Source organism: Pseudomonas sp. GZD-222, from assembly GCF_049310525.1.
Classification (GTDB): Bacteria; Pseudomonadota; Gammaproteobacteria; order Pseudomonadales; family Pseudomonadaceae; genus Aquipseudomonas.
Window position 1 is genome coordinate 1 of record NZ_JBMOWO010000075.1, and the last position, 20,412, is coordinate 20,412.

The 20,412-nt window shown below is 60.4% G+C and carries 24 protein-coding genes; 9 read left to right on the top strand and 15 right to left on the bottom strand.

Features of this window, described 5'->3' with window-relative positions; translation table 11 throughout:
* Positions 1–102 precede the first annotated feature (102 nt).
* Positions 103–1,791 (bottom strand): long-chain-fatty-acid--CoA ligase FadD2, encoded by a 1,689-nt coding sequence (gene fadD2, locus ACO6VD_RS14180; RefSeq protein WP_422419885.1) that lies wholly within the window; start codon positions 1,789–1,791, stop codon positions 103–105.
* A gap of 208 nt (positions 1,792–1,999) precedes the next feature.
* Between fadD2 and ACO6VD_RS14185 the strand changes: the two genes are divergently transcribed.
* The gene (locus tag ACO6VD_RS14185; RefSeq protein ID WP_422419886.1) at positions 2,000–2,944 is read left to right on the top strand and encodes an alpha/beta hydrolase; all 945 of its coding nucleotides are present in this window, start codon (positions 2,000–2,002) and stop codon (positions 2,942–2,944) included.
* 35 nt (positions 2,945–2,979) lie between these two features.
* Positions 2,980–3,450, top strand: a complete 471-nt coding sequence (locus tag ACO6VD_RS14190) for a MaoC family dehydratase (RefSeq protein WP_422419887.1) — start codon at positions 2,980–2,982, stop codon at positions 3,448–3,450.
* A 3-nt stretch (positions 3,451–3,453) separates the two neighbouring features.
* Here ACO6VD_RS14190 and ACO6VD_RS14195 read toward each other — a convergent pair whose 3' ends face one another.
* The 7 genes from ACO6VD_RS14195 to ACO6VD_RS14225 form a co-directional block, all read right to left on the bottom strand.
* Positions 3,454–4,689 carry an RNA polymerase sigma factor gene (locus ACO6VD_RS14195; RefSeq protein WP_422419888.1) on the bottom strand — a complete coding sequence of 412 codons (1,236 nt, stop codon included), beginning with the start codon at positions 4,687–4,689 and terminating at the stop codon, positions 3,454–3,456.
* Positions 4,689–5,174 carry an SRPBCC family protein gene (locus tag ACO6VD_RS14200; protein WP_422419889.1) on the bottom strand — a complete coding sequence of 162 codons (486 nt, stop codon included), beginning with the start codon at positions 5,172–5,174 and terminating at the stop codon, positions 4,689–4,691. The genes ACO6VD_RS14195 and ACO6VD_RS14200 overlap by 1 nt, the downstream gene beginning before the upstream one ends.
* A gap of 19 nt (positions 5,175–5,193) precedes the next feature.
* Positions 5,194–5,538: a YciI family protein gene (locus tag ACO6VD_RS14205; RefSeq protein ID WP_274296831.1), complete on the bottom strand. Its 345-nt coding sequence runs from the start codon at positions 5,536–5,538 to the stop codon at positions 5,194–5,196.
* A 57-nt stretch (positions 5,539–5,595) separates the two neighbouring features.
* The gene (locus ACO6VD_RS14210; RefSeq protein WP_422419890.1) at positions 5,596–6,030 is read right to left on the bottom strand and encodes a YybH family protein; all 435 of its coding nucleotides are present in this window, start codon (positions 6,028–6,030) and stop codon (positions 5,596–5,598) included.
* A 126-nt stretch (positions 6,031–6,156) separates the two neighbouring features.
* The gene (locus ACO6VD_RS14215; protein WP_422419891.1) at positions 6,157–6,645 is read right to left on the bottom strand and encodes a GyrI-like domain-containing protein; all 489 of its coding nucleotides are present in this window, start codon (positions 6,643–6,645) and stop codon (positions 6,157–6,159) included.
* 220 nt (positions 6,646–6,865) lie between these two features.
* On the bottom strand, positions 6,866–7,522 hold the full coding sequence (locus ACO6VD_RS14220; protein ID WP_422419892.1) for a LysE family translocator: 657 nt from the start codon (positions 7,520–7,522) through the stop codon (positions 6,866–6,868).
* An 84-nt stretch (positions 7,523–7,606) separates the two neighbouring features.
* Positions 7,607–8,560 (bottom strand): threonine dehydratase, encoded by a 954-nt coding sequence (locus ACO6VD_RS14225; protein ID WP_422419894.1) that lies wholly within the window; start codon positions 8,558–8,560, stop codon positions 7,607–7,609.
* Between the two features lie 87 nt (positions 8,561–8,647).
* Here ACO6VD_RS14225 and ACO6VD_RS14230 point away from each other — a divergent pair, with 87 nt between their 5' ends.
* The 3 genes from ACO6VD_RS14230 (at position 8,648) to ada (ending at position 11,752) form a co-directional block, all read left to right on the top strand.
* Positions 8,648–9,994: a PLP-dependent aminotransferase family protein gene (locus tag ACO6VD_RS14230; protein WP_422419896.1), complete on the top strand. Its 1,347-nt coding sequence runs from the start codon at positions 8,648–8,650 to the stop codon at positions 9,992–9,994.
* Positions 9,991–10,614, top strand: coding sequence for a DNA-3-methyladenine glycosylase family protein (locus ACO6VD_RS14235; protein ID WP_422419898.1), 624 nt, complete (start codon positions 9,991–9,993; stop codon positions 10,612–10,614). The genes ACO6VD_RS14230 and ACO6VD_RS14235 overlap by 4 nt, the downstream gene beginning before the upstream one ends.
* A gap of 76 nt (positions 10,615–10,690) precedes the next feature.
* On the top strand, positions 10,691–11,752 hold the full coding sequence (ada, locus tag ACO6VD_RS14240; RefSeq protein ID WP_422419899.1) for a bifunctional DNA-binding transcriptional regulator/O6-methylguanine-DNA methyltransferase Ada: 1,062 nt from the start codon (positions 10,691–10,693) through the stop codon (positions 11,750–11,752).
* A gap of 17 nt (positions 11,753–11,769) precedes the next feature.
* Here the strand turns inward: ada and ACO6VD_RS14245 are convergent, their stop codons facing one another.
* Positions 11,770–12,027 carry a DUF2790 domain-containing protein gene (locus ACO6VD_RS14245; protein ID WP_422419900.1) on the bottom strand — a complete coding sequence of 86 codons (258 nt, stop codon included), beginning with the start codon at positions 12,025–12,027 and terminating at the stop codon, positions 11,770–11,772.
* A 285-nt stretch (positions 12,028–12,312) separates the two neighbouring features.
* On the opposite strand from ACO6VD_RS14245, the gene ACO6VD_RS14250 reads away from it, so the two are divergent.
* Positions 12,313–12,765, top strand: coding sequence for a GNAT family N-acetyltransferase (locus tag ACO6VD_RS14250; RefSeq protein ID WP_422419901.1), 453 nt, complete (start codon positions 12,313–12,315; stop codon positions 12,763–12,765).
* On the opposite strand, the gene def is transcribed toward ACO6VD_RS14250, so the two are convergent.
* The 4 genes from def to ACO6VD_RS14270 all read right to left on the bottom strand — a co-directional run bounded on the left by def (position 12,717) and on the right by ACO6VD_RS14270 (position 15,113).
* On the bottom strand, positions 12,717–13,256 hold the full coding sequence (gene def / locus ACO6VD_RS14255) for a peptide deformylase (protein ID WP_400172481.1): 540 nt from the start codon (positions 13,254–13,256) through the stop codon (positions 12,717–12,719). The two genes, ACO6VD_RS14250 and def, sit on opposite strands and share 49 nt — an antisense overlap.
* A complete protein-coding gene (locus ACO6VD_RS14260) occupies positions 13,246–14,232 on the bottom strand; it encodes a YihY/virulence factor BrkB family protein (RefSeq protein ID WP_422419902.1) in 987 nt (328 codons plus the stop codon). Before ACO6VD_RS14260 ends, def begins: the two co-directional genes overlap by 11 nt.
* A 155-nt stretch (positions 14,233–14,387) precedes the next feature.
* On the bottom strand, positions 14,388–14,567 hold the full coding sequence (locus ACO6VD_RS14265) for a CsbD family protein (RefSeq protein WP_422419904.1): 180 nt from the start codon (positions 14,565–14,567) through the stop codon (positions 14,388–14,390).
* Positions 14,568–14,687: 120 nt separating this feature from the next.
* Positions 14,688–15,113, bottom strand: a complete 426-nt coding sequence (locus ACO6VD_RS14270; RefSeq protein WP_422419905.1) for a hypothetical protein — start codon at positions 15,111–15,113, stop codon at positions 14,688–14,690.
* 170 nt (positions 15,114–15,283) lie between these two features.
* On the opposite strand from ACO6VD_RS14270, the gene ACO6VD_RS14275 reads away from it, so the two are divergent.
* Positions 15,284–15,667: a hypothetical protein gene (locus ACO6VD_RS14275; RefSeq protein WP_422419907.1), complete on the top strand. Its 384-nt coding sequence runs from the start codon at positions 15,284–15,286 to the stop codon at positions 15,665–15,667.
* On the opposite strand, the gene ACO6VD_RS14280 is transcribed toward ACO6VD_RS14275, so the two are convergent.
* Positions 15,668–16,504, bottom strand: coding sequence for a S1 RNA-binding domain-containing protein (locus ACO6VD_RS14280; protein ID WP_422419908.1), 837 nt, complete (start codon positions 16,502–16,504; stop codon positions 15,668–15,670).
* A 110-nt stretch (positions 16,505–16,614) separates the two neighbouring features.
* Here ACO6VD_RS14280 and ACO6VD_RS14285 point away from each other — a divergent pair, with 110 nt between their 5' ends.
* On the top strand, positions 16,615–17,484 hold the full coding sequence (locus tag ACO6VD_RS14285; RefSeq protein ID WP_422419909.1) for a DUF6279 family lipoprotein: 870 nt from the start codon (positions 16,615–16,617) through the stop codon (positions 17,482–17,484).
* 16 nt (positions 17,485–17,500) lie between these two features.
* Here the strand turns inward: ACO6VD_RS14285 and aceK are convergent, their stop codons facing one another.
* Complete coding sequence (aceK, locus tag ACO6VD_RS14290; RefSeq protein WP_422419911.1) at positions 17,501–19,222, bottom strand: bifunctional isocitrate dehydrogenase kinase/phosphatase; 1,722 nt, start codon at positions 19,220–19,222, stop codon at positions 17,501–17,503.
* A 185-nt stretch (positions 19,223–19,407) separates the two neighbouring features.
* Here aceK and ACO6VD_RS14295 point away from each other — a divergent pair, with 185 nt between their 5' ends.
* Positions 19,408–20,298, top strand: coding sequence for a DMT family transporter (locus tag ACO6VD_RS14295; RefSeq protein ID WP_422419913.1), 891 nt, complete (start codon positions 19,408–19,410; stop codon positions 20,296–20,298).
* Positions 20,299–20,412: the final 114 nt, after the last annotated feature.

The following is a 20,412-nucleotide window of genomic DNA, read 5'->3' on the forward strand; positions in this document are numbered from 1 at the left end:
TGGCATGAAGTCGTGCTGCCCTCCCCCCAACCGCTCCCCCGCCCCCCCCCCCCCCCCCCCCCCCAAGCCCGCTCCCACAGAAGCCCACGCCTACCCTGGACGTCAGGCGATATCACGCAGCTCCCGGCGCAGGATCTTGCCGACCGCCGTCATCGGCAACGAATCGCGCAAGACAATGTGCTTGGGTACTTTGTAAGCGGTGAAGTTGGCCTTGCAGTAGGCCTTGAGCTCTTCAAGCGTGACGCCCCCCTCACGCGCCACCACGAACAGCTTCACGGCTTCGCCGGAGCGCTCGTCAGGGATACCGATCACTGCGCAGTTGGCGACCTGCGGATGGCTCATGACCACCTCTTCGATCTCGTTCGGGTACACGTTGAAACCCGACACAATGATCATGTCCTTCTTGCGATCGACAATCCGGGTAAAGCCATCCGGATCGATCACGGCAATGTCACCGGTCTTGAACCAGCCCTCGCTGTCCAGCGCCTCGGCGGTCGCCTCAGGATGCTGCCAGTAGCCCTTCATCACTTGCGGGCCCTTGATGCACAACTCTCCGCGCTCACCCATCGGTTGCTCGTTGCCTGCATCGTCGATGACTTTGAACGCGGTACCCGGCACCGGAATACCGACAGTGCCCAGGCGTGCGAGCTGGCCGTAGGGGTTGGTACTGGCCACCGGCGAGGTTTCGGTCAAGCCATACCCTTCGACAATACGACAGCCCGTCAGGCTTTCCCAACGTTCGGCAGTGGCCTTGACCAAGGCGGTACCGCCGGAGTTGGTGACTTTCAGGGCGGAGAAATCCAGGTTCTTGAATTCCGGATGATTCATCAGCGCCACGAACAAGGTATTAAGACCAAGCAGCGCGGAAAACTTCCACTTTTTCAGCTCTTTGATAAAGCCTGGGATATCGCGCGGGTTGGTGATCAGCACGTTGTGGTTGCCGGTCACCATCATGCACATGCAGTTCGCGGTGAACGCATAGATATGGTAGAGCGGCAGCGGCGCGATCATCACCTCCTGGCCTTCCTTGATCAGGCGCTGGCCATCGTCACCGTGCTGGGAGAAGCATGCGAGCACCTGAAGCATGTTGGCGACCAGGTTGCCGTGGGTCAGCATCGCGCCCTTGGCCAGGCCAGTGGTGCCCCCGGTGTATTGCAGCACGGCGATATCGTCGAGGCTCAGGGCTACCTGTTTGGGTACCACGCCACGCCCCTGGCTCAGTGCGCTCTTGAACGGCACGGCCTGGGGCAGGTGGTAGTCCGGCACCATCTTCTTGACCTTGGCGACAATGGTGTTGACCAGCCAGCCCTTGGCCGCCGGCAGCATGTCGCCCATCTTCGCTTCAATGAGGAACTCGATGCCGGTATCGGGCAGTACTTCCTGCACCAGCTTGCCGAACATGTTCAGGTAGACCAGCGCGCGGGCACCGGAGTCCTTGAACTGGTGACGCATCTCGCGAGCGGTATACAGCGGGTTGGTGTTGACCACGATCAGCCCGGCACGCAAGGCGCCGAACACCGCAATCGGATACTGCAGCACATTGGGCATCTGCACCGCGATGCGGTCGCCGGGCACCAGATCGGTGTGCTGCTGCAGATAGGCGGCAAAGGCCGCCGAGTGACGTTCCAGCTCAGCGTACGTCATTGTCACGCCGAGATTGCTGAACGCCGGGCGGTCAGCAAACTTCTTGCAGGAGCGTTCGAACACTTCGACCACAGACTTGTAAGCATTCATGTCAATGTTCGATGGAACGCCTGCGGGGCGCTTGTCATTCCAGAAATCAGCCTGCATTTATTCTTGTCCTCATACCTGAGCCGTTCCTGCCCTCTCGCCTGCTTGGCAAAGAAGGTGCTGTGCCGACGTTAGCAGGTATGCCGCAGGTGGCAAATACGCCAAGCGCTGTCATTTACATTGTGAATCTTGTTTGTCGCTGCCCTGCGATTGCACGCTTGGGTTATACACTCAGCTGAATCACCCTCTGTGCGCACAAGGACTCGCCATGCACCACGATGCGTTCTGGCTACCGGCCAGCGATCATTGCAGCCTTTACGTCTACCAATGGCTGCCCGACACCCCGATCAAGGCGGTGGTGCTGCTGGCCCATGGCATGGCCGAACATGCCGGACGCTATCAACGTCTGGGTCAGGCTTTGAGTGCAGCCGGCTTTGCCTTGATTGCCCATGACCAGCGCGGTCATGGCCGGACCGCCGAACTCGGCACCCTGGGCCTGTTCGCCCGCCACAATGGCTGGAACGCGGTGGTCAACGACCTGGGACTGCTCAGCCAACACATTGGCCAGCAATTTCCCGGCACCCCGGTGTTCCTCTTCGGCCACAGTATGGGCAGCTACATTGCCCAGGCTTACCTGATGCACCACGGCGCCAGCCTGCAAGGGGCAATCCTCAGCGGTTCGAACTTCCAGCCACCGGCGCTGTACCGCACGGCGTGCGTAATTGCCCGCATCGAGGCCTGGCGCCAGGGCCCGCTGGGTCACAGTGCGCTGATCGAGTGGTTGTCCTTTGGCTCATTCAACAAGGCGTTCAAACCCACTCGCACGCCCTTCGACTGGCTCAGCCGCGACACTGCCGAAGTCGACCGTTATGTGGCCGACCCGCTGTGCGGCTTTCGCTGCAGCAACCGTTTGTGGATCGACCTGCTGATGGGCCTGGAGCAAATCAGCCTGCCGGCCAACCTCAAACAGATCGATCCGAACCTGCCGATCCTGGTCATGGGCGGTGAATGTGATCCGGTCAGTGCCGGCAAGCGTCTCAAGGATCTGGCCGGTGCCTTGCGCCTGGCTGGCAACCAGCATGTGCAGTTGCAGCTGTACCCCAAAGCGCGACATGAACTGCTCAATGAAACCAACCGTGACGAGGTCACGGCCGCAGTGATCGACTGGCTGGAACAGGCCTTGGCCCTTGGCCGCCCTGCCCGCAGCGAATGACGGCCGCCCCCGTGCCCCTAGCAGGAACCGAATCGATGACCCAGGTCACCAACACGCCTTACGAAGCCCTTGAAGTCGGTCAGACCGCCAGTTTCAGCAAGACCGTCGAAGAACGTGACATCCAGCTGTTCGCTGCCATGTCCGGTGACCACAACCCCGTGCACCTGGATGCCGAGTTCGCCGCCAAGAGCATGTTCAAGGAGCGTATCGCTCACGGCATGTTCAGTGGTGCACTGATTAGCGCTGCGGTCGCTTGCGAACTGCCTGGCCCGGGCACCATCTACCTGGGGCAGACCATGAGCTTCCAGAAGCCGGTCAAATTCGGTGACACCCTGACCGTGCGCCTGGAAATCCTCGAAAAGCTGCCAAAATTCAAGGTGCGCATCGCCACCCGCGTGTTCAACCAGAACGATGAGCTGGTCGTCGATGGCGTGGCCGAGATCCTCGCCCCGCGCAAACAGCAGACCGTCGAGCTGGTCAGCCCGCCACCGATCACCATCGGCTGAAGTTCACAGCTCGCTGAGGCGGCGCTCGATAAAGCGCCGTTCGGCCCCCTGCTGGGTCAGGCCCAGCGCAGTGCGGTACGCATCGCGCGCCTGATCCCGCCGCCCCAACTGCCGACAAAGCTCGGCGCGAGCGGCATGGGCCAAGTGATAGTCGTGTAACTGGCCACGCGCCAGAATCGCTTCTACCGCCAGCAGTCCAGCTTGAGGCCCATCACGACGTGCCAGGGCTGCGGCGCGATTGAGCTCGACCACAGGTGACGGCCAGCCGCGCAGCAATACATCGTACAATCCAACGATTTCTTCCCAGTCGGTTTCCTCCGCACTGGCCGCCTCGGCATGCACCGCGGCGATGGCAGCCTGCAAGCTGTACACCCCGAACTGCTGACTGCGCAGCGCCTGCTGCACCAACTGCGACCCCTCGGCAATCAACGCGCGATTCCACAAACTGCGGTCCTGTTCATCCAGCAGGATCAACTCGCCATTTTCGTCGCTACGCGCTGCCTGTCGCGAGGCCTGCAACAGCATCAAGGCCAGCAAACCCAGCACCTCCGGGTCCGGCAGCAACTGCTGCAACAGCCGTCCCAGGCGGATCGCCTCATCGCTAAGGTCGTGGCGCATCAGTTGATCACCGGATGACGCCGAATAGCCCTCGTTGAACACCAGGTAAATGACCCGCAGGACACTGTCCAGGCGCTCGGGCAACTCGGCCAGTGAAGGTACCTGATAGGGAATCTGCGCATCACGGATCTTCGCCTTGGCCCGCACGATACGCTGAGCAATGGTCGCAGGTTGCTGCAAAAAGGCCCGGGCGATTTCCTCGGTGGTCAGGTCGCAGACTTCGCGCAAGGTCAGCGGCACCTGGGCATCGGCGGCCAGCGCCGGGTGACAACAGGTGAAGATCAGTCGCAGACGGTCATCTTCCAGCTCCTCATCGTTCACCTCATCCTCCTGCTGGGCCTCCAGCGCCATTATCAACTGCGCCTGGGAGCGGTCGAAACGGGCGCGTCGACGCAAGCCGTCGATGGCCTTGAAACGCCCGGTGGAGACCAGCCAGGCCCGTGGATTGGCAGGAATGCCATCGCGCTGCCAACGTTCGACGGCGACGAAAAACGCTTCGTGCAAGGCCTCCTCGGCCAGGTCGAAATCACCCAGCAAGCGAATCAGCGTCGCCAGGATCCGCCGCGACTCACGCGTGTAGGCCGACTCGACCTCGGCCCGCACCTGAGCCAGCGTTGCCATCAGCCCGGCATCTGGGTGGTTACCAGTGCCACCAGGCGGTCCAGGCTTTCACCCCAACCACGGTGAAAACCCATTTCCTCATGGGCCAGGCAATCGGCGGCATTCCAGTGCAAGGCGCGTGCTGTGTACTGAGTCTTGCCCTGAACATCTTCGAAGGTCACTACCACGGTCATGAACGCCTTGTTCGATGGCAGCCAACCGGGCCCGAAGGCATCGGTAAAAACAATCCGCTCAGGGGCAACAATCTCCAGGAACACGCCCTGGTTGGGGTACTCGGTGCCGTCGGGCGCACGCATCACCGTGCGAAACAAGCCGCCCACCCATAACTGCATTTCGCACAAGGGCGTGGTCATACCGTTCGGTCCCCACCACTGCGCAAGCAGATCAGGCTCGGTCCAGGCCTGAAACACTTTTTTGCGCGGTGCATCGATCAGCCGGGTCAGAGACAGCTCGTGCTGTGTTTGCGTGGGGGGGTGAAGGCTCATCTTATTGTTCTCCTTCGTATCAGGGTTGGAGCTCGCGGATCGGCCTCACCTCGACACTGCCAACCCGGGCGGCAGGTATCCCCTTGGCAATATTCAAGGCTTCGTTCAGGTCGCGGGCGTCGACCAGATAGAAGCCGGCCAGCTGTTCCTTGGTCTCGGCAAAAGGCCCATCGGTGAGGCTCATGTGGCCACCACGAACGCGAACCGTGGTGGCGGTCTGCACCGGCTTGAGCGCCTCGGCGGCAAGCATCCGGCCGCTGCCCTGGATCGATTCGGCATAGGCCATGCACTCGGCATCCGCAGGGCTGTCGGGCAAGCTGTGCAACAGACTTTCTTCACAATAGACCAGGCAAAGGTATTTCATCGTCATCTCCAGCGCAGATGCACAGTGCAATTCGGCATAATCCTCGACGCTCTCAGCTCAAGGCTTGAGCGAGAACAGGGCGGCACCGGTTTCCATGTCGAATGGCGCCGACCAATGCTCATGAATCACTTTCCACTGCCCATCGATGCGCTTGTAGCCAGCGGTGACGCGCATGTAACAGCTTTTATCCTCACCACCCGCTTCGATGGGCGGACCGCAGCGATTGAGCCAGTGGGCCAGCGCCAGATCCGGCGTGGCATGAATCTGCAACTGCTCCATCTCGAAGACCATCTCACCGGGGCAATGCTCCATGCAGGCTTGCCAGTGGGCCTGATAGGCGGCCTTACCCTTGAACTGCAATTCTTTAATGGCGTCGAAGGCAAGGATGTCGTCGGCGTAAGGTGCGGTGATGGCGGGGATGTCCCGAGCCCGGACGGCTGGAATCCAGCGCTCGATGAGTTGGCGGATTTCGTTTTCGGCGGCGTTGCTCATGGTCGTGTCCTCTGTGGTTCGACAAGTGCCAGGCGCCGAGCGAATCGGCGCGTTCACAGATGGTCGAATGGCGGATCGAGGAATCGACAGCTGCTCGGAAAATTATCCGGCCAGGCATACAAGCGCTTAACGCGGCGCCAGCGGCAGCCAAATTTCCATCACGCTGTGGCTGTCAAAAGGATCGAAATCCTTGCCATAGCGCTCGAACTCCGGCGCCGGCGCAGCTTGCTCACCCGAGGCAGGTAGCCACTGGTTCCAGATGGCCTGGAACGTGGCCTTGAGGTTATCGAGGCTGCCGTGATGCTCGAACACGGCGTAGCGCTGGGGTTTGAGTTCGACCTGCTGGAACTCGGCTGGCAGCCCCTCGACGCTCACCACTTGAACCCCGGCGATGTAATCGAAACTGCCTTTACCGTCGGCGTTGCAGCACACCCCGTAGGTATGCTCCCCGGTTTGCCCGGGCATCCGACCGATGTGAGGTTCGAAGCGCTGCCACAGCTCGGGAATCTGACTGATGGTGGACTGCGTGAAGCGTCCGCCGATACCGGCGATGGTGAGGGGACCAGCCTGCTCGAAGCGCACTGGTTGGACTGAATCGTGAGTCGAATTGGACATATCCTTTGCCTTATTGAACCAATAAAAAGGAGCCCCTTACGGGGCTCCTGAGCAAACTATGGAAGGAAACCACTACCTGCCGAGCGTTTCGCGCGTTTCGCCGCACGCTTTTCTTCAGCGCTTTTCAGGGGTTTTTTCTTGGCCATTTTTTTCGCATCAAGACCTTTCATCTCGAAGATCCTCCGGCCTGACGGTGCCTGCATATGGGCACCCCGACTGATTATAGACCCGCTGTGGCCGCTGGCACGGCCAGGATGAATTCACGGTAGCCGGAGACAATCACATAGACCGCGAAGTAGCAGAAAATCGCTGCGGACAGCAGGTAGGACCAGGTCAGCAGCCGATCCCCCAGCAACCGTCCGCCGTGGCTGGCGATCATGCACAGCGACAGGCACCAGAGCAGCCCTGCGGCAAAGAAGCCGGAAAGAAACAGACCGGCTTCAACCAGGCTACCGCCGCCGGAGCGTGAGATCAGCACGCCACCCACCGCCGCGAACCAGAGGATTGCACTGGGAGAGGACATGGCCAGGAAGATCCCGCGCAGGAACTCGCGCCAGGCCGACTCCACCACCACCTCACCCGCCTGCACCTGCCCGTCGCCGCGCCAGGCCGCCAACAGCATCTTTACCGCAAACCACACCAGCAGCAGCGAGCCCCCCAGCCACAACACCCAACGCACTGTCTCGAACTGCAACAACACGGTCATCCCGGCCAGGGCCGCCACCGCGTACACAAGATCACCAACGCAGGTTCCCAGGCCCAGCCAGAAGCCCTGGAAAAAACCACGCTGCATGGCCAGGGTAATCATCGCGATATTGGCAATGCCGATATCCAGACACAGGGAAAGACTGAGGAGAAATCCATTGGAAAAAGGCATAAAGCATTCCGTAAACAGCGTTGAAGGCAGGCGCTATTAAAGCGGGATTTATCGCAGCTGTATTGGAAGAAATTGCCCTTTGACTCAGCCCGCCAACACCTGTGCATACCGCCCCCGGTCGATATTAGCGCCGCTGAGTACCACCGCCACTTTGCGCCCACGCTGCCGCTCACGCTCCTGAATCAGTGCAGCCAGCCCCGCCGCGCCCGCCCCTTCGGCCGTGTTATGGGTATCTTCGTGAAAGATGCGCATGGCGTGGGCAATCTCTTCGTCGCTGACCCGAACGATCCGCGCCGCATGCTGGTGGATGATGTCAAAAGCTTCCGGCACCGGCATGCGGCACGCCATGCCGTCGGCAAAGGTATTGGCCGTGGCAGTGGTGACGATGCGGCCTTGCTCGAAGCTCAAGGCAAAGGCATCGGCGGCGCTGGACACCACGCCAACGATCTCGGTGCGCAGGCCCAGCAGATTACGGGCCTGGATCAGCCCGCAGATGCCCGAGCCCATGCCGATCGGCACATACACGCAATCCAGATCGGCAACCGCGTCGAACAGCTCCAGCGCATAAGTGGCGACCCCGCGAACCAGTTGCGGGTGAAATGACGGGACCATTTCATAACCATGCAACTGTGCCTGACGCGCGGCCTCTTCACGGGCCTGATCGAAATCGGCACCGTACTCGATCAACTCCGCGCCTTGGGCGCGCATCGCCGCGTTCTTCTCCAACGAGTTGCCTTGCGGCACGACGATGATGATCGGCAGCCCGGCCGTGCGCGCCGCCAGGGCCATACTCTGCCCGTGGTTGCCACGCGTGGCGGTGACCAGGCCACGGACCTGCGGCTGTTGCGCCAGCAACCACTGCACATAAAGCAAACCGCCGCGCACCTTGAACGCGCCGGTCGGTGCGTGGTTCTCATGCTTGACCCAGACTTCACACCCGAGCCGCTCGGCGAGGCGTGGCCAGGCATATTGTGCGGTGGCGGGCACGCTGGCATGCACCAGACGAGCAGCTTCACGCAGGGCAGTCAGGTCGAACATGGAACACCTCGGCAGCAGTGGGTTTGACCTGATCCTAGCGCCGGGCCATTGTATGGGTAAAACCTTATATTGCATGGCCAACAATAAATGTGGACCCCTACCCTCCCCGAAACCGGACAACCCCGCTACCTGGCGCTGGTCGATGCCATTGCCGAAGCCATCGAGCGTGGCGAGCTGCAGATCGGTGCTCGCCTGCCACCGCAGCGCCGGCTGGCCTGGGCCCTGGGACTCAATCCCAGCACTACCCAGCAAGCCTACCGGGAGGCGGCAGCCCGGCATCTTGTCAGTGGTGAAGTGGGCCGCGGCACCTACGTGCTGGCCGGCAGCAAAGAGGCCACGCTGTTCCAACTGAAACAGAAGAACCTGCAGACCCGCCTGATCGACGTGTCGACCAACGTGCCGGTGATCGATCCCGACAACCAGGACATTGAACGTACATTGCAGGCCCTGTTGCAGGAGGGCGAAGTACGCAGCCTGGAGCACTACCTGAGTGCCGATGCGTTGTTACTGGCCCGTTTGCAAGGCGCCGCCTGGCTGGCCAATCGCGGCCTGCGCGTGAGTGCCAGCCAGGTGCTGTTGTGCGGCGGTGCCCAGCAAGGCCTGTTCAGTCTGCTGTTGTCGCTGTGCCAGGCAGGCGAGCCGGTACTGGTCGAAAGCCTGACGGCGCCCGGCATCAAGGCCGCCTGCCGCCAGTTGCGTCTGCCCCTGCACGGTATTGCCCAGGACCAGCAAGGTATCCTCCCCGACGACCTCGATCGCGTCGCTCGCGCTACCGGCGCACGCGTGGTGGTGCTCACGCCGAGCCTGCAGAACCCTACCGGTGCCTGCATGAGCCGCGAACGCCAGCAGGCAGTTGCCGATGTGGTGCATCGCCACGGCCTGCTGCTGATCGAAGACGACGTCTATGGTGCGCTGACCGACCAAGCGCCTTTATGGCCGTTGCTGGGCGCGCAAGGCATTCTGGTGACCAGCCTGTCGAAGACCGTCGGCGCAGGCTTGCGCCTGGGCTGGATCGTCGCGGATCCGCAGCTGTTGGCCAAGGTCGACCCCCACGCCCAGGCAACCCATTGGCAGGTATCGCCGCTGAACCTGCAGATCGCCTGCCGCTGGATCAGCGACGGCACCGCAAGCCGACGGCTGGCCTGGCAGCGCGAAGAAGTCGAACAACGTTGGCGCCTGGCGCGCAAGCTGCTGGGCAGTGAGCGGCTCTACGGTCAACAGCCGTCGCCGCACATCTGGGTAAGCTGTCCGCTGCCGGCACTGACGCTGGTGCAGCGCTGCCGGGCCAATGCTGTGGAAGTAGTCCCGGCCGAAGTCTTTGCGGTAAAACAGAGCGACCTGCCAGCCATTCGTATCAGCCTGTCTGCCGCCAGCAGCCGCGCAGAATTGAAACAAGCCCTGGAGCGGATAGTCCAAGCCATGGAGAAGCAATGAGTACCTTGTTCAGCCAGGCCGAGCAGTTTCTCGCCGCGCTTGATCCGCAGTGGGCCGCGCATATTCAGGCTATCGGTCCGTGCCTGCATCAACCACGCCCCGAGCGGGATCCGTATCAGGCCCTGGTGCGAGCCATTGCCTACCAGCAACTGCATGTAAAGGCGGGCGATGCGATTCTCGGGCGCTTTCTCGCGCTGTATCCGGGCAGTGATTTTCCCAGCCCGGAACAGGTGCTGGCGACGCCGCCCGAGCAACTGCGTGCCTGCGGCTTCTCGGGCAGTAAACTGGTCACCATCCAGGGCATCGCCAAAGCGCGTCAGGAAGGCCTGGTCCCCGACCATCAGCAAGCGCTGGCACTGGACGATGAACAGTTGATCGAGCGCCTGGTCAGTTTGCGTGGGGTTGGCCGCTGGACCGTGGAGATGCTGCTGATCTACACCCTGGAGCGCATGGACATCCTGCCCGCCGACGACTTTGGCGTGCGCGAGGGCTACCGTCGGCTGCAAGGGCTGGATACGCAGCCCAACCGCCGCCAGATGATTGAACTCGGCCACGCCTGGCGGCCTTACCGGACCATTGCCGCCTGGTACCTGTGGCGGGTGCCGAACCCACGAGTTTGAACGCAAGACCCGGAGTTTTCTTCGCCGATGCTCGCTTTAACCTGAGTCCGTCATAACTCACCAAGAGATTTCCGGCATGCGCCAAGACAAACCCCGTATCAGCGAATCCGACCCACGCTGGCAAGCCATCCTGGCCCGCGACCCGGCAGCCGACCGGGACTTTGTCTATGCCGTACGCACCACCGGTGTGTACTGCCGGCCCAGCAGCACCTCACGCCTGCCACGTATCGACAACGTCGAGTTCTTCGACACCCCTGCGCAAGCCGAGGCCGCAGGCTACCGTCCGAGCAAACGGCGGGTAGCCGACCAGACACTGATGGCTGAACAGCATCGGGCACAGGTCACCCGTGCCTGCCAATTGATCGAGTGCGCCGAGTCGGCACCCAGCCTCAATCAACTCGCCGAGCAGTTGAACATGAGCCCCTTCCACTTTCATCGGGTATTCAAGGCCATCACCGGGGTAACACCCAAGGCCTATGCTTCGGCCCACCGGGCAAGCAAGGTGCGCAGCCAATTGCAGTGCGCCAGCACGATCACCGACGCGCTGTATGAAGCCGGGTTCAATTCCAACAGCCGTTTTTACGAAACCAGCAATGCGCGCCTGGGCATGACCCCGGGCTCGTATCGGGATGGCGGCGCTAACACCGCGATCCGCTTTGCCATTGGCCAATGCTCTCTGGGTGCAATTCTGGTGGCGCAAAGTGACCGTGGCATCTGCGCGATTCTGCTCGGCGATGACCCGCAGGCATTGCTGCAAGACTTGCAGGACAAATTCCCCAAGGCCAACTTACTGGGTGGCGATGCCGAATTCGAAACGCTGGTAGCGCGCGTGGTGGGATTGATCGAAGTACCAGGGATCGGCCTGGACTTGCCGCTGGACTTACGCGGCACCGCCTTTCAGGAACGGGTGTGGCAAGCCTTGCGCACGATCCCGGCCGGAACGACCGCCAGCTATGCCGACATTGCCCAGCGCATTGGCTCGCCCAAAGCGGTACGCGCTGTGGCCCAGGCCTGCGCGGCCAACGCCCTGGCCGTGGCCATCCCCTGCCACCGGGTGGTGCGCAGCGACGGCAACCTCTCGGGTTACCGTTGGGGCGTTGAACGCAAGCGCCAGCTATTGGAGCGCGAGCGCCAGTGAATCGGAGTCACGGCTGATCAGCCGTTGGTGCAACCATTACCCATGGCGCGGTATTCGAGGGTATGACGCTGACCTTGATGGTCTTCGTAGACCATGGTCGCTGGCACCACTTCACAGACATTGGGAATAGTCGACAAACTGATCACCTTGGCAATATCAAGGTTGGTCGAATAATCGTACTGTTCAACTGCCGGCTGAGCACTGGCGACATTAACTTCATCAGCCAGAGCAAAAGAAGAGACACCAACAAGTGCAAGTACCAGTAAACTTTTCATAATAATAAGCCTGCAAAGCAATCAAACTAATCGATTGACTTCATTGGCCAGCAGAGGCGCGGAGAAGTTGTTACATCAGCCATCAGGACATAACACGAAGTACCGGTCCCACTGTTACTTTTTTGTGGGGACAAACATAGTTTACAAGTTGCCCCACCCGGTTAAATCCCTGAACCGAACATTCACTGTTACCGAATCCGTAACAATAGTGCCAGGTTTTCACCCTCGACACACCGCCTCGCTGCGTGTAAAAGCCCGGACCAGAGCCGCTGCTGGAAGATTTCCATGACCTCAATACGCTACTGCCTGCTGACCGAACCTGAACGGCCGTTGCTGAATAAATTCTACAAAGACCAGGGTTCGTCCATGCGTGCGGCCGCTCAAGGTCAGCTTTGGGTTGTCCGGGCGGAGGAAATCGTCGCGGCGTTGTGCCTCACGCCGGTACCGGGCGGGCATTGGTTAACCGGGCTATGGGTGGCTGAACGCTGGAGAGGGCAGCAGATTGCCCGGGGTCTGATCAAGGCAGCCGTAAAGAGCACTGAAGGTAAGACCTGGCTGTTCTGCCATCCTGACCTCGTGCCCTTCTATCAGCAGCAAGGCTTCATCCCCTGCCCAGAGCTGCCTGCGGTACTCAGCGAACGCCTGGCCCGCTACCAGCGCAGCAAGCCGCTTGTGGCCATGACCCTTGCTCAGTCGTCGCTGGCTGGGTCCAGCCCGGGAAACAGCACGTCGGTATAACCGAACTTGTTGAAGTCATGGATTCGCGAAGGGTACAGCCGTCCGATCAGGTGATCGCATTCATGCTGCACCACCCGCGCATGAAAGCCCTCGGCCAGGCGGTCGATCACCTGCCCTTGCGGATCGATGCCTTCATAGCGGATACGCCGGAAACGCGGAACCACACCGCGCAGGCCCGGCACCGACAGACACCCTTCCCAGCCATCCTCGACTTCGGTACCCAAGGGCGTAATCAGCGGATTGAGCAGAATGGTCTGCGGCACCGGCTCGGCATCCGGATAACGTTCACTGCGCTCGAAGCCGAAAATCACCAGTTGCAGGTCGACGCCAATCTGCGGCGCGGCCAGGCCGACACCACCGACGTGGTGCATGGTCTCGAACATGTCGGCAATCAACTGCTCAAGCTCGGCACTGCCGATCAGTTGTTGCGGTACCGGTGGAGCGAGGCGCAGCAAGCGCTCATCGCCCATTTTCAGAATGTCACGAATCATGGGATGTTCGACTCAAGGGTTCACCTTCCGGCGTGGCCGGGTGATCGAGCGAATGATCGCGTCCCAACCCGGAGACATGCTTTTTATCATGTTCCACGGGCGCTTCACCTGCTTCTTTTTCTCCCGGATTCTTACCTTCGGCAGACATATGTTCGATCACCGCATTCATCTCTGCGCCTAATAACAAAACAGCCGCAGAAATATAGAAATACAGCAGCAAGACGATGATCGCACCAATGCTGCCATACATCGCATTATAGTCGGCGAAGGTCTTCACGTAATAACCAAAGCCCAACGACGCGATGATCCACACCACCACAGCCAGCACCGAGCCTGGGGTGATAAAACGAAATTCCTGTTTAACATCCGGCATCACGTAATAAATCAATGCCACCGCCATCATCATCAGAATAATGATCGCCGGCCAGCGCAATATCGTCCACACCGTGACAATAAACTCCTGCATACCGATCTGCGAGGCAATCCATTCCATGACCTGCGGCCCCAGCACCATCAACGCTGCCGAGGCCAGCAACATGCCAGCGATGCCCACGGTGTAGATCACCGACAACGGAATACGCTTCCACACCGGACGGCCTTCGACTACATCGTAGGCCGCGTTCATCGCGCTCATCATCAAGCGCACGCCAGCAGACGCGGTCCACAGGGCGATGACGATACCCACCGAGAGCAAACCACCCTTGGATTGCTGCAACTGGTCGATCACCGGGTTGACCTGCTCCAGCGCCTGGGGCGGCAATACCAGTTCCGACTGCAGGCGCAGCCAGGAGAAAAAATCAGGCAGGTGCAAAAAACCGATCAGGGCGATCAGGAACAACAGGAAGGGGAACAGCGAGAACAACATCTGGTAGGCCAATGCCGAAGCATAGGTAGACATCTCGTCATCGATAAACTCCTTGACGGTGCGCACCAGCACGCGATGCAACGGCAAGCCGCGCAAGTCGGGAAAAATCATAGCGTCTCCTTTCGCCGCTCGAGGGCCATGGCTACGGCTCCACACTAAAGTCTGTACTGAAGTCTAAACGACGATCGACCCAAAATTGCTATTGATTGCTGCAGATAGCACAACGGCCACCCAGGGCAGCCGTTGTGTAACTTCTCTCACAGCCATCAAGGCTTTTTCACTGCATCCTTGACCTTGCCGACCACTTGCTGGGCTTCGCCTTTGCGTTCCTGCAGCTCGCCTTCTGCACGCAGACGTTCGTTGTCGGTTGCTTTGCCTACACCTTGCTTGATGTTGCCAACCGCTTCGTTGGCCATGCCTTTGATTTTATCTTTGGTGCCACTCATGGAAGTTCTCCTGAAGGGGAAAAACGGGCTGTCAGCATTGACAGTCAGTGGACCGGTGGCCTGTCGGCAGAGTTTCAATTATTTTCCCGGCAGCGAAACAGCAGTCGAAAACCCTGCCTGTCAGGGTTTCAATGCATAACACTGGTTGCGCAAGTCACTATCGCTGATGCTCCCGCAACTGCCCTCGCCTTTCTTGGCATAGCAATAATGGCGTTGATCGCTGTTGGAAATGGAGCCACAGCCGCTCCCGCCTGTTTCGGCATAGCAGGCATTGCGAAGATCGGAATCGCGAATGGAACCACAGCCACTACCGCCTTGCCTGGCATAGCAATAGTTGCGTTGATCGCTGTTGGAAATGGAGCCACAGCTGCCCCCGCTGGTTTCGGCATAGCAGGCATTACGAAGGTCGGCGTCGCGGATGGAACCACAGCCGCTACCACCTTCTCTGGCATAGCAATAGTTGCGCTGATCGGCGTCACTGATACTCCCGCAACCGGCGTACGCATAGCCGCTAAGCATCAGCAGCAGCGCAATCAGTACTTTCATGGATCATCTTCCCTGGCATTGTTGATCGTTAATGACGGCGACACCTGAATGCGCCATCAAATTGATATCAAAGCCTAAGGAAAGTTCCAGCCCCAGCGCTCGCCGCTTTATGTTTGTCCGCATTGCCAGCACAATAGCCGACCTTTCAAGCGTCACCCGTAGGAACCTGCATGAAACTCGATAAACCCGCCGCCATCGCCCGTCGCAACCTGGAGCTGGGAAAACCGGTGCTCTCCAGCGACAACACCCTGTTCGCCGTGCTCGATACCAAGCGCAGCCTGTGGTGGTTCGATGTGCCGGTGAAGCTGGTGCTGCGCAAAGGGGCGGCTGACTGGGTCAACCTGCTGCTGCACACGCCCGAGACCGACGAGCTGCAGCACTTGAAGGTGCCGGTGAACTTCTTGAAAGCCCATCTGGAAAAAATGGAAGTGCGCCACCCCGGCAAGCGGCGCTCCACCATCAGCCTGGCGCTGAGCGCTGACCGCGACTCGATGCTCCAGGACCTGCGCCCAGGCGGTGAAAGCCTGAGCTTTGCAGGCTTCAAGCAGGTCTGATCAGACCAGTTCGATGCGGTCAGCGTGGATGACGATGCGGCCATCCTTGTACAAGGCACCGATGGCCTTCTTGAAGTTGCCTTTGCTGACCCCGAACAGATCGCTGATCAGCTGCGGATCGCTCTTGTCGCTGACCGACAGCACGCCATTGGCGTCCTTGAGCTTGGCCAGGATCTTGTCGTTGAGGCTGTTGGCCAGGTCCTGGCCAATCGGCTGCAGGCTCAGGGCAATCTTGCCGTCGCTGCGCATTTCCTTGATGTAGCCCTTCTCCTGCTTGCCCGAACGCAGGAACTTGAACACTTCGTTCTTGTGGATCAGGCCCCAGTGCTTGTTGTTGATGATTGCCTTGAAGCCCATCGGGGTTTCTTCGGCCACCAGCAAATCAACTTCCTGGCCAACCTTGTAGGTCGCCGGCACCTTGTCCAGATAGCGGTCCAGACGCGCGGTGGCGGTGATACGGCGGGTGCGCTTGTCCAGGTAGGCATGCACCACGCAATACTCGCCGGCTTTCATCTGGCGCTTTTCTTCGGAGTACGGCATCAACAGGTCCTTCGGCAGGCCCCAATCGAGGAAGATGCCGATGCTGTTGATTTCCTTGACCTTGAGGCTGGCGAACTCACCGACCTGCAGTTTGGTCTTTTCGGTGGTTGCGATCAGCTTGTCTTCACTGTCCAGATAGACGAAGACGTTCAGCCAGTCTTCGACCTCGGTGGGCGTGTCCTTGGGGATATAGCGGTTAGGCAGGAGGATTTCGCCATCCGCGCCGCCGTCCAGGTACAGGCCGAAGTCCGTGTGTTTCACGATTTGCAAACTGTTGTAACGCCCAACTAAAGCCATTTCCGGAAATCCTCTTTGCGAGGTCGGCATTCTACACCCAACCGGCAAAAGGAACCGCAATGAGCCATGCTGTTCTATAAAGACAAGCATGCCACTGCAAGGACTCGCTCATGTCCGCCTGTCTGGCCAAGTACCTGCGCCCCTTCCTGCTTCTGCTGGTCCCTGCCCTGCTGATCGTGGCCTGCAGCCGCATTGATCTGGCCTACCGCAACCTCGATGTGCTGGTGCCCTGGTCGCTCAACGACTACCTGGACATGAACCGCCAGCAAAAGACCTGGCTCAACCAGCGCCTCAAACAGCACCTGGCCTGGCATTGCCGCACGCAACTGCCGGGGTACCTGACCTGGATCGATGAAGTCCGACAGATGGTCGCCAACGACCAGGTCACTGATCAGCAACTGCAGGTACGTACGCAGGAGGCGAAACAGGCTATTGCCAAGGTCGCGGACCAGATCACCCCCTCCGCAGCGCAGTTGCTGCGGGCCATGGACGATGACCAGGTGCGTGAAATGCGCCAGGCCTTTACCGATGATATTCGCGAACGTCAGGCCAGGTTCGTCAAAACTCCCCTGGCCCGGCAGATCGAGGCGCGTGCCGAGCGCATGGAAAAGCGCCTGACGCCCTGGCTGGGTGAACTCAGCCCACAGCAGCAGGTGCGGATCATGGCCTGGTCACAAAGCCTGGGTGAGCAGAACCGCCAGTGGATCGCCAACCGGGCCAACTGGCAGGCACACTTCAGTGAGGCCATGGAACTGCGCAAAAGCGCCAGTTTCGAGCCACGTCTTGAACAACTGCTGAAAAATCGCGAAAGCCTGTGGACCCCGGAGTACCGCCAGGCCTATCAGCGCACCGAACAGGCGGCCCGGCGATTGCTGGTCGATGTGATGGCCCAGAGCAGCGAACAGCAGCGCCTGCACCTGGAGCAGAAGCTGAGCCAGGTGCGTAAGGATTTCAGTGAGCTCAAGTGTATGAAGGGTTAAGCCCCGCGATACTTTTTCAACACTCCCGTGCCTTGCGCCGGTAAGGGAACACGTCAATCACCTTACCGCCGCGAATCGCCTCCTGCAGGCTCTTCCAGTAATCGGCATCGTACAGCTCACCATGCAACTGGCTGAACAGCCGACGCTGGCCGCTGTCGGCAAACAGGAACGGCGGGAACTCTTCAGGGAACACATCGTGCGGGCCGATCGAATACCAGGGCTCGCCGGACATCTCGTCCTCGGGATAGCGCGGTGGCGGGATGTAGCGGAAGTTGACCTCGGTGAGAAAACAGATTTCATCGTAGTCGTAGAACACCACCCGGCCATGACGGGTGACGCCGAAGTTTTTCAGCAACATGTCGCCGGGAAAGATATTCGCCGCCGCCAGCTGCTTGATGGCCAGGCCGTAGTCTTCCAGGGCTTCACGCACCTGGGCGTCGTTGGCGTTTTCCAGGTACAGGTTGAGCGGGGTCATGCGGCGTTCGGTCCAGCAGTGGCGCACCAAGACGGTGTCACCTTCTACTTGCACCGTTGAAGGCGCCACCTCCAGCAGCTCGGCCAGGCACTCGGGTTCAAACTTGCTCAACGGGAAACGGAAGTCGGAAAACTCCTGGGTATCGGCCATGCGCCCGACCCGGTCGACGCTTTTCACCAGACGGTACTTTTCGATCACCGTGGCCCGGTCGACGCTCTTGGACGGCGAGAAACGGTCCTTGATGATCTTGAATACAGTGTTGAAGCCCGGCAGGGTGAATACGCTCATGACCATGCCGCGCACACCGGGCGCCATGATGAAACGGTCGTCGGTGCTGGCCAGGTGGTTGATCAGGGCGCGGTAGAACTCCGATTTGCCGTGCTTGTAGAAGCCGATCGAAGTGTACAGCTCGGCAATGTGCTTGCCCGGCAGGATGCGCTTGAGAAAGCTGACAAAGTCGGCAGGCACCGGCACATCGACCATGAAATAGGAGCGGGTGAAGGAAAAGATGATCGACACCTCGGCCTCATCGGTGATCAGCGCGTCGATCTCGATGCCGTGCCCTTCGCGGTGCAGCAAGGGGATCACCAATGGCCACTGCTCATCCTGGGTGTACAGGCGCCCGACCAGGTAGGCGCCTTTGTTGCGGTATAGCACCGGGGTGAACAGTTCCACGGCCAATGCCGGGTCCTTGCACACCCAGTCCGGCAGGTTTTCGCGCAGTTGCCCTTCGAGCCGCGTCAGGTCACCGGCAAGATCACCGTAGGCCACGTCAAAGCAGTAATCCGCGAAGACTTGCGTCAGTACGCTGGCCAGGCCGCCCTGTGGCCGATAGGTGCGGGTTTGCGCCGCGCGCTCGTGACTGCGCAGCGAGGGCCGGGTGGTATGGATGAACATGCATCCATCACTGATCAGATCATGACTGAACAGGCTGCAGAAGATCGAGTTGTACCAGGTCTCCGACAGTTCATCGTCCAGACGCGGATCAATCAGCCCGATATACGCGCTCTTGACCAGCGGCCACTGCCCCACCTCCAGCAATACCTCGGCGTCGAACGCCTGATGCAACCAGGTACTGACCTCGCTGACCTTTTCCTCATAGAGGTTGATACGCGCCGCCGAAGCGCTCTGGATCTGTTGCCACTGAGCCTGCTCGAAGCGGGCGCGGGCACCGATGGTGATCTGGCGAAAATGCTCACGGTAATCGTCGAAGCCATCGAGGATCATCCGGGCGATATCGGCGGCCGGCCAGTGCTGGGGCATACATCAGACCTCTACGGGAATGTCGAAGCCTGAGCTTAGCCAGTCGCCGGTGGCAGGGAAAGCCCGGCGACACGGCTGTATCGGCCAAACTCACCGCCTCGGGAATTTCAGCGCAAGAAAGGGAGAGAGCGGACCCGGCGATGTAACGTAAACTCGCGTCCCGCCCCAAAGGACCCGGAGAGCCCATGAGCCCCATCGCCATCACCCGTCTATTGACACTTGCCGCAGTGTGGGGGGCCAGCTTTCTGTTCATGCGCATCATCGCGCCAGTGCTCGGCACCGTGCCCACCGCCTTCTTTCGGGTGTCGATCGCCTGTCTTGGCCTGCTGGTGATTCTCGCCCTGCTGCGGGTGCGCTGGGATTTCAACGGCAAGCTCAAGGCCTGCCTGGTGCTGGGCATGATCAACTCGGGGATACCCGCCACCCTTTACTCAGTCGCAGCCCAGGTACTGCCGGCGGGTTACTCGGCGATCTTCAACGCCACTACACCGTTGATGGGTGTGCTGATCGGCGTGCTGTTCTTCCGTGAGCCGATGACCCTGAGCAAACTCTGCGGGATTTTCCTCGGTCTGTTCGGGGTCGGCATTCTCAGCGGTGCCGGGCCGGTCGCGTTTGACCTGCAACTGCTGCAAGGCGCCCTGTCGTGTCTGGCGGCGACCACCTGTTACGGCTTTGCCGGCTTTCTTGCGCGGCGCTGGCTCGACCAGCAGGGCGGTCTCGACAGCCGCTTGTCGGCGCTGGGCAGCATGATGGGCGCGACCTTGTTGCTGTTGCCGCTGTTCGCTTACAGCGTGATGACCCAGCCTCCGGCGAGCTGGGGCGGTTGGCAGGTGTGGCTGTCGCTGCTGGGCCTGGGCCTGGTGTGTACCGCGTTTGCCTACATTCTTTATTTCCGCCTGTTGAGCGAAATCGGCCCGGTCAAGGCCAGCACCGTGACCTTCATGATCCCGGCGTTCGGGGTGCTCTGGGGCGCCTGGCTGCTGGATGAACCGCTGTCGATGGCGCATCTGTATGGTGGTGTGTTGATTGCCGTGGCGTTGTGGCTGGTGCTCAAGCCGGCCTCGGTTCGCGCCTGATCGCGGGGCAACCAACCTTTACAGTCTCTGGTGGGAGCGGGGGGGGGGGGGGGGGGGGGGGGGGGGGTGGTCAGGCATAGAGGGGGGGAGAAAGAGCAAACGAACAGCGTTGGT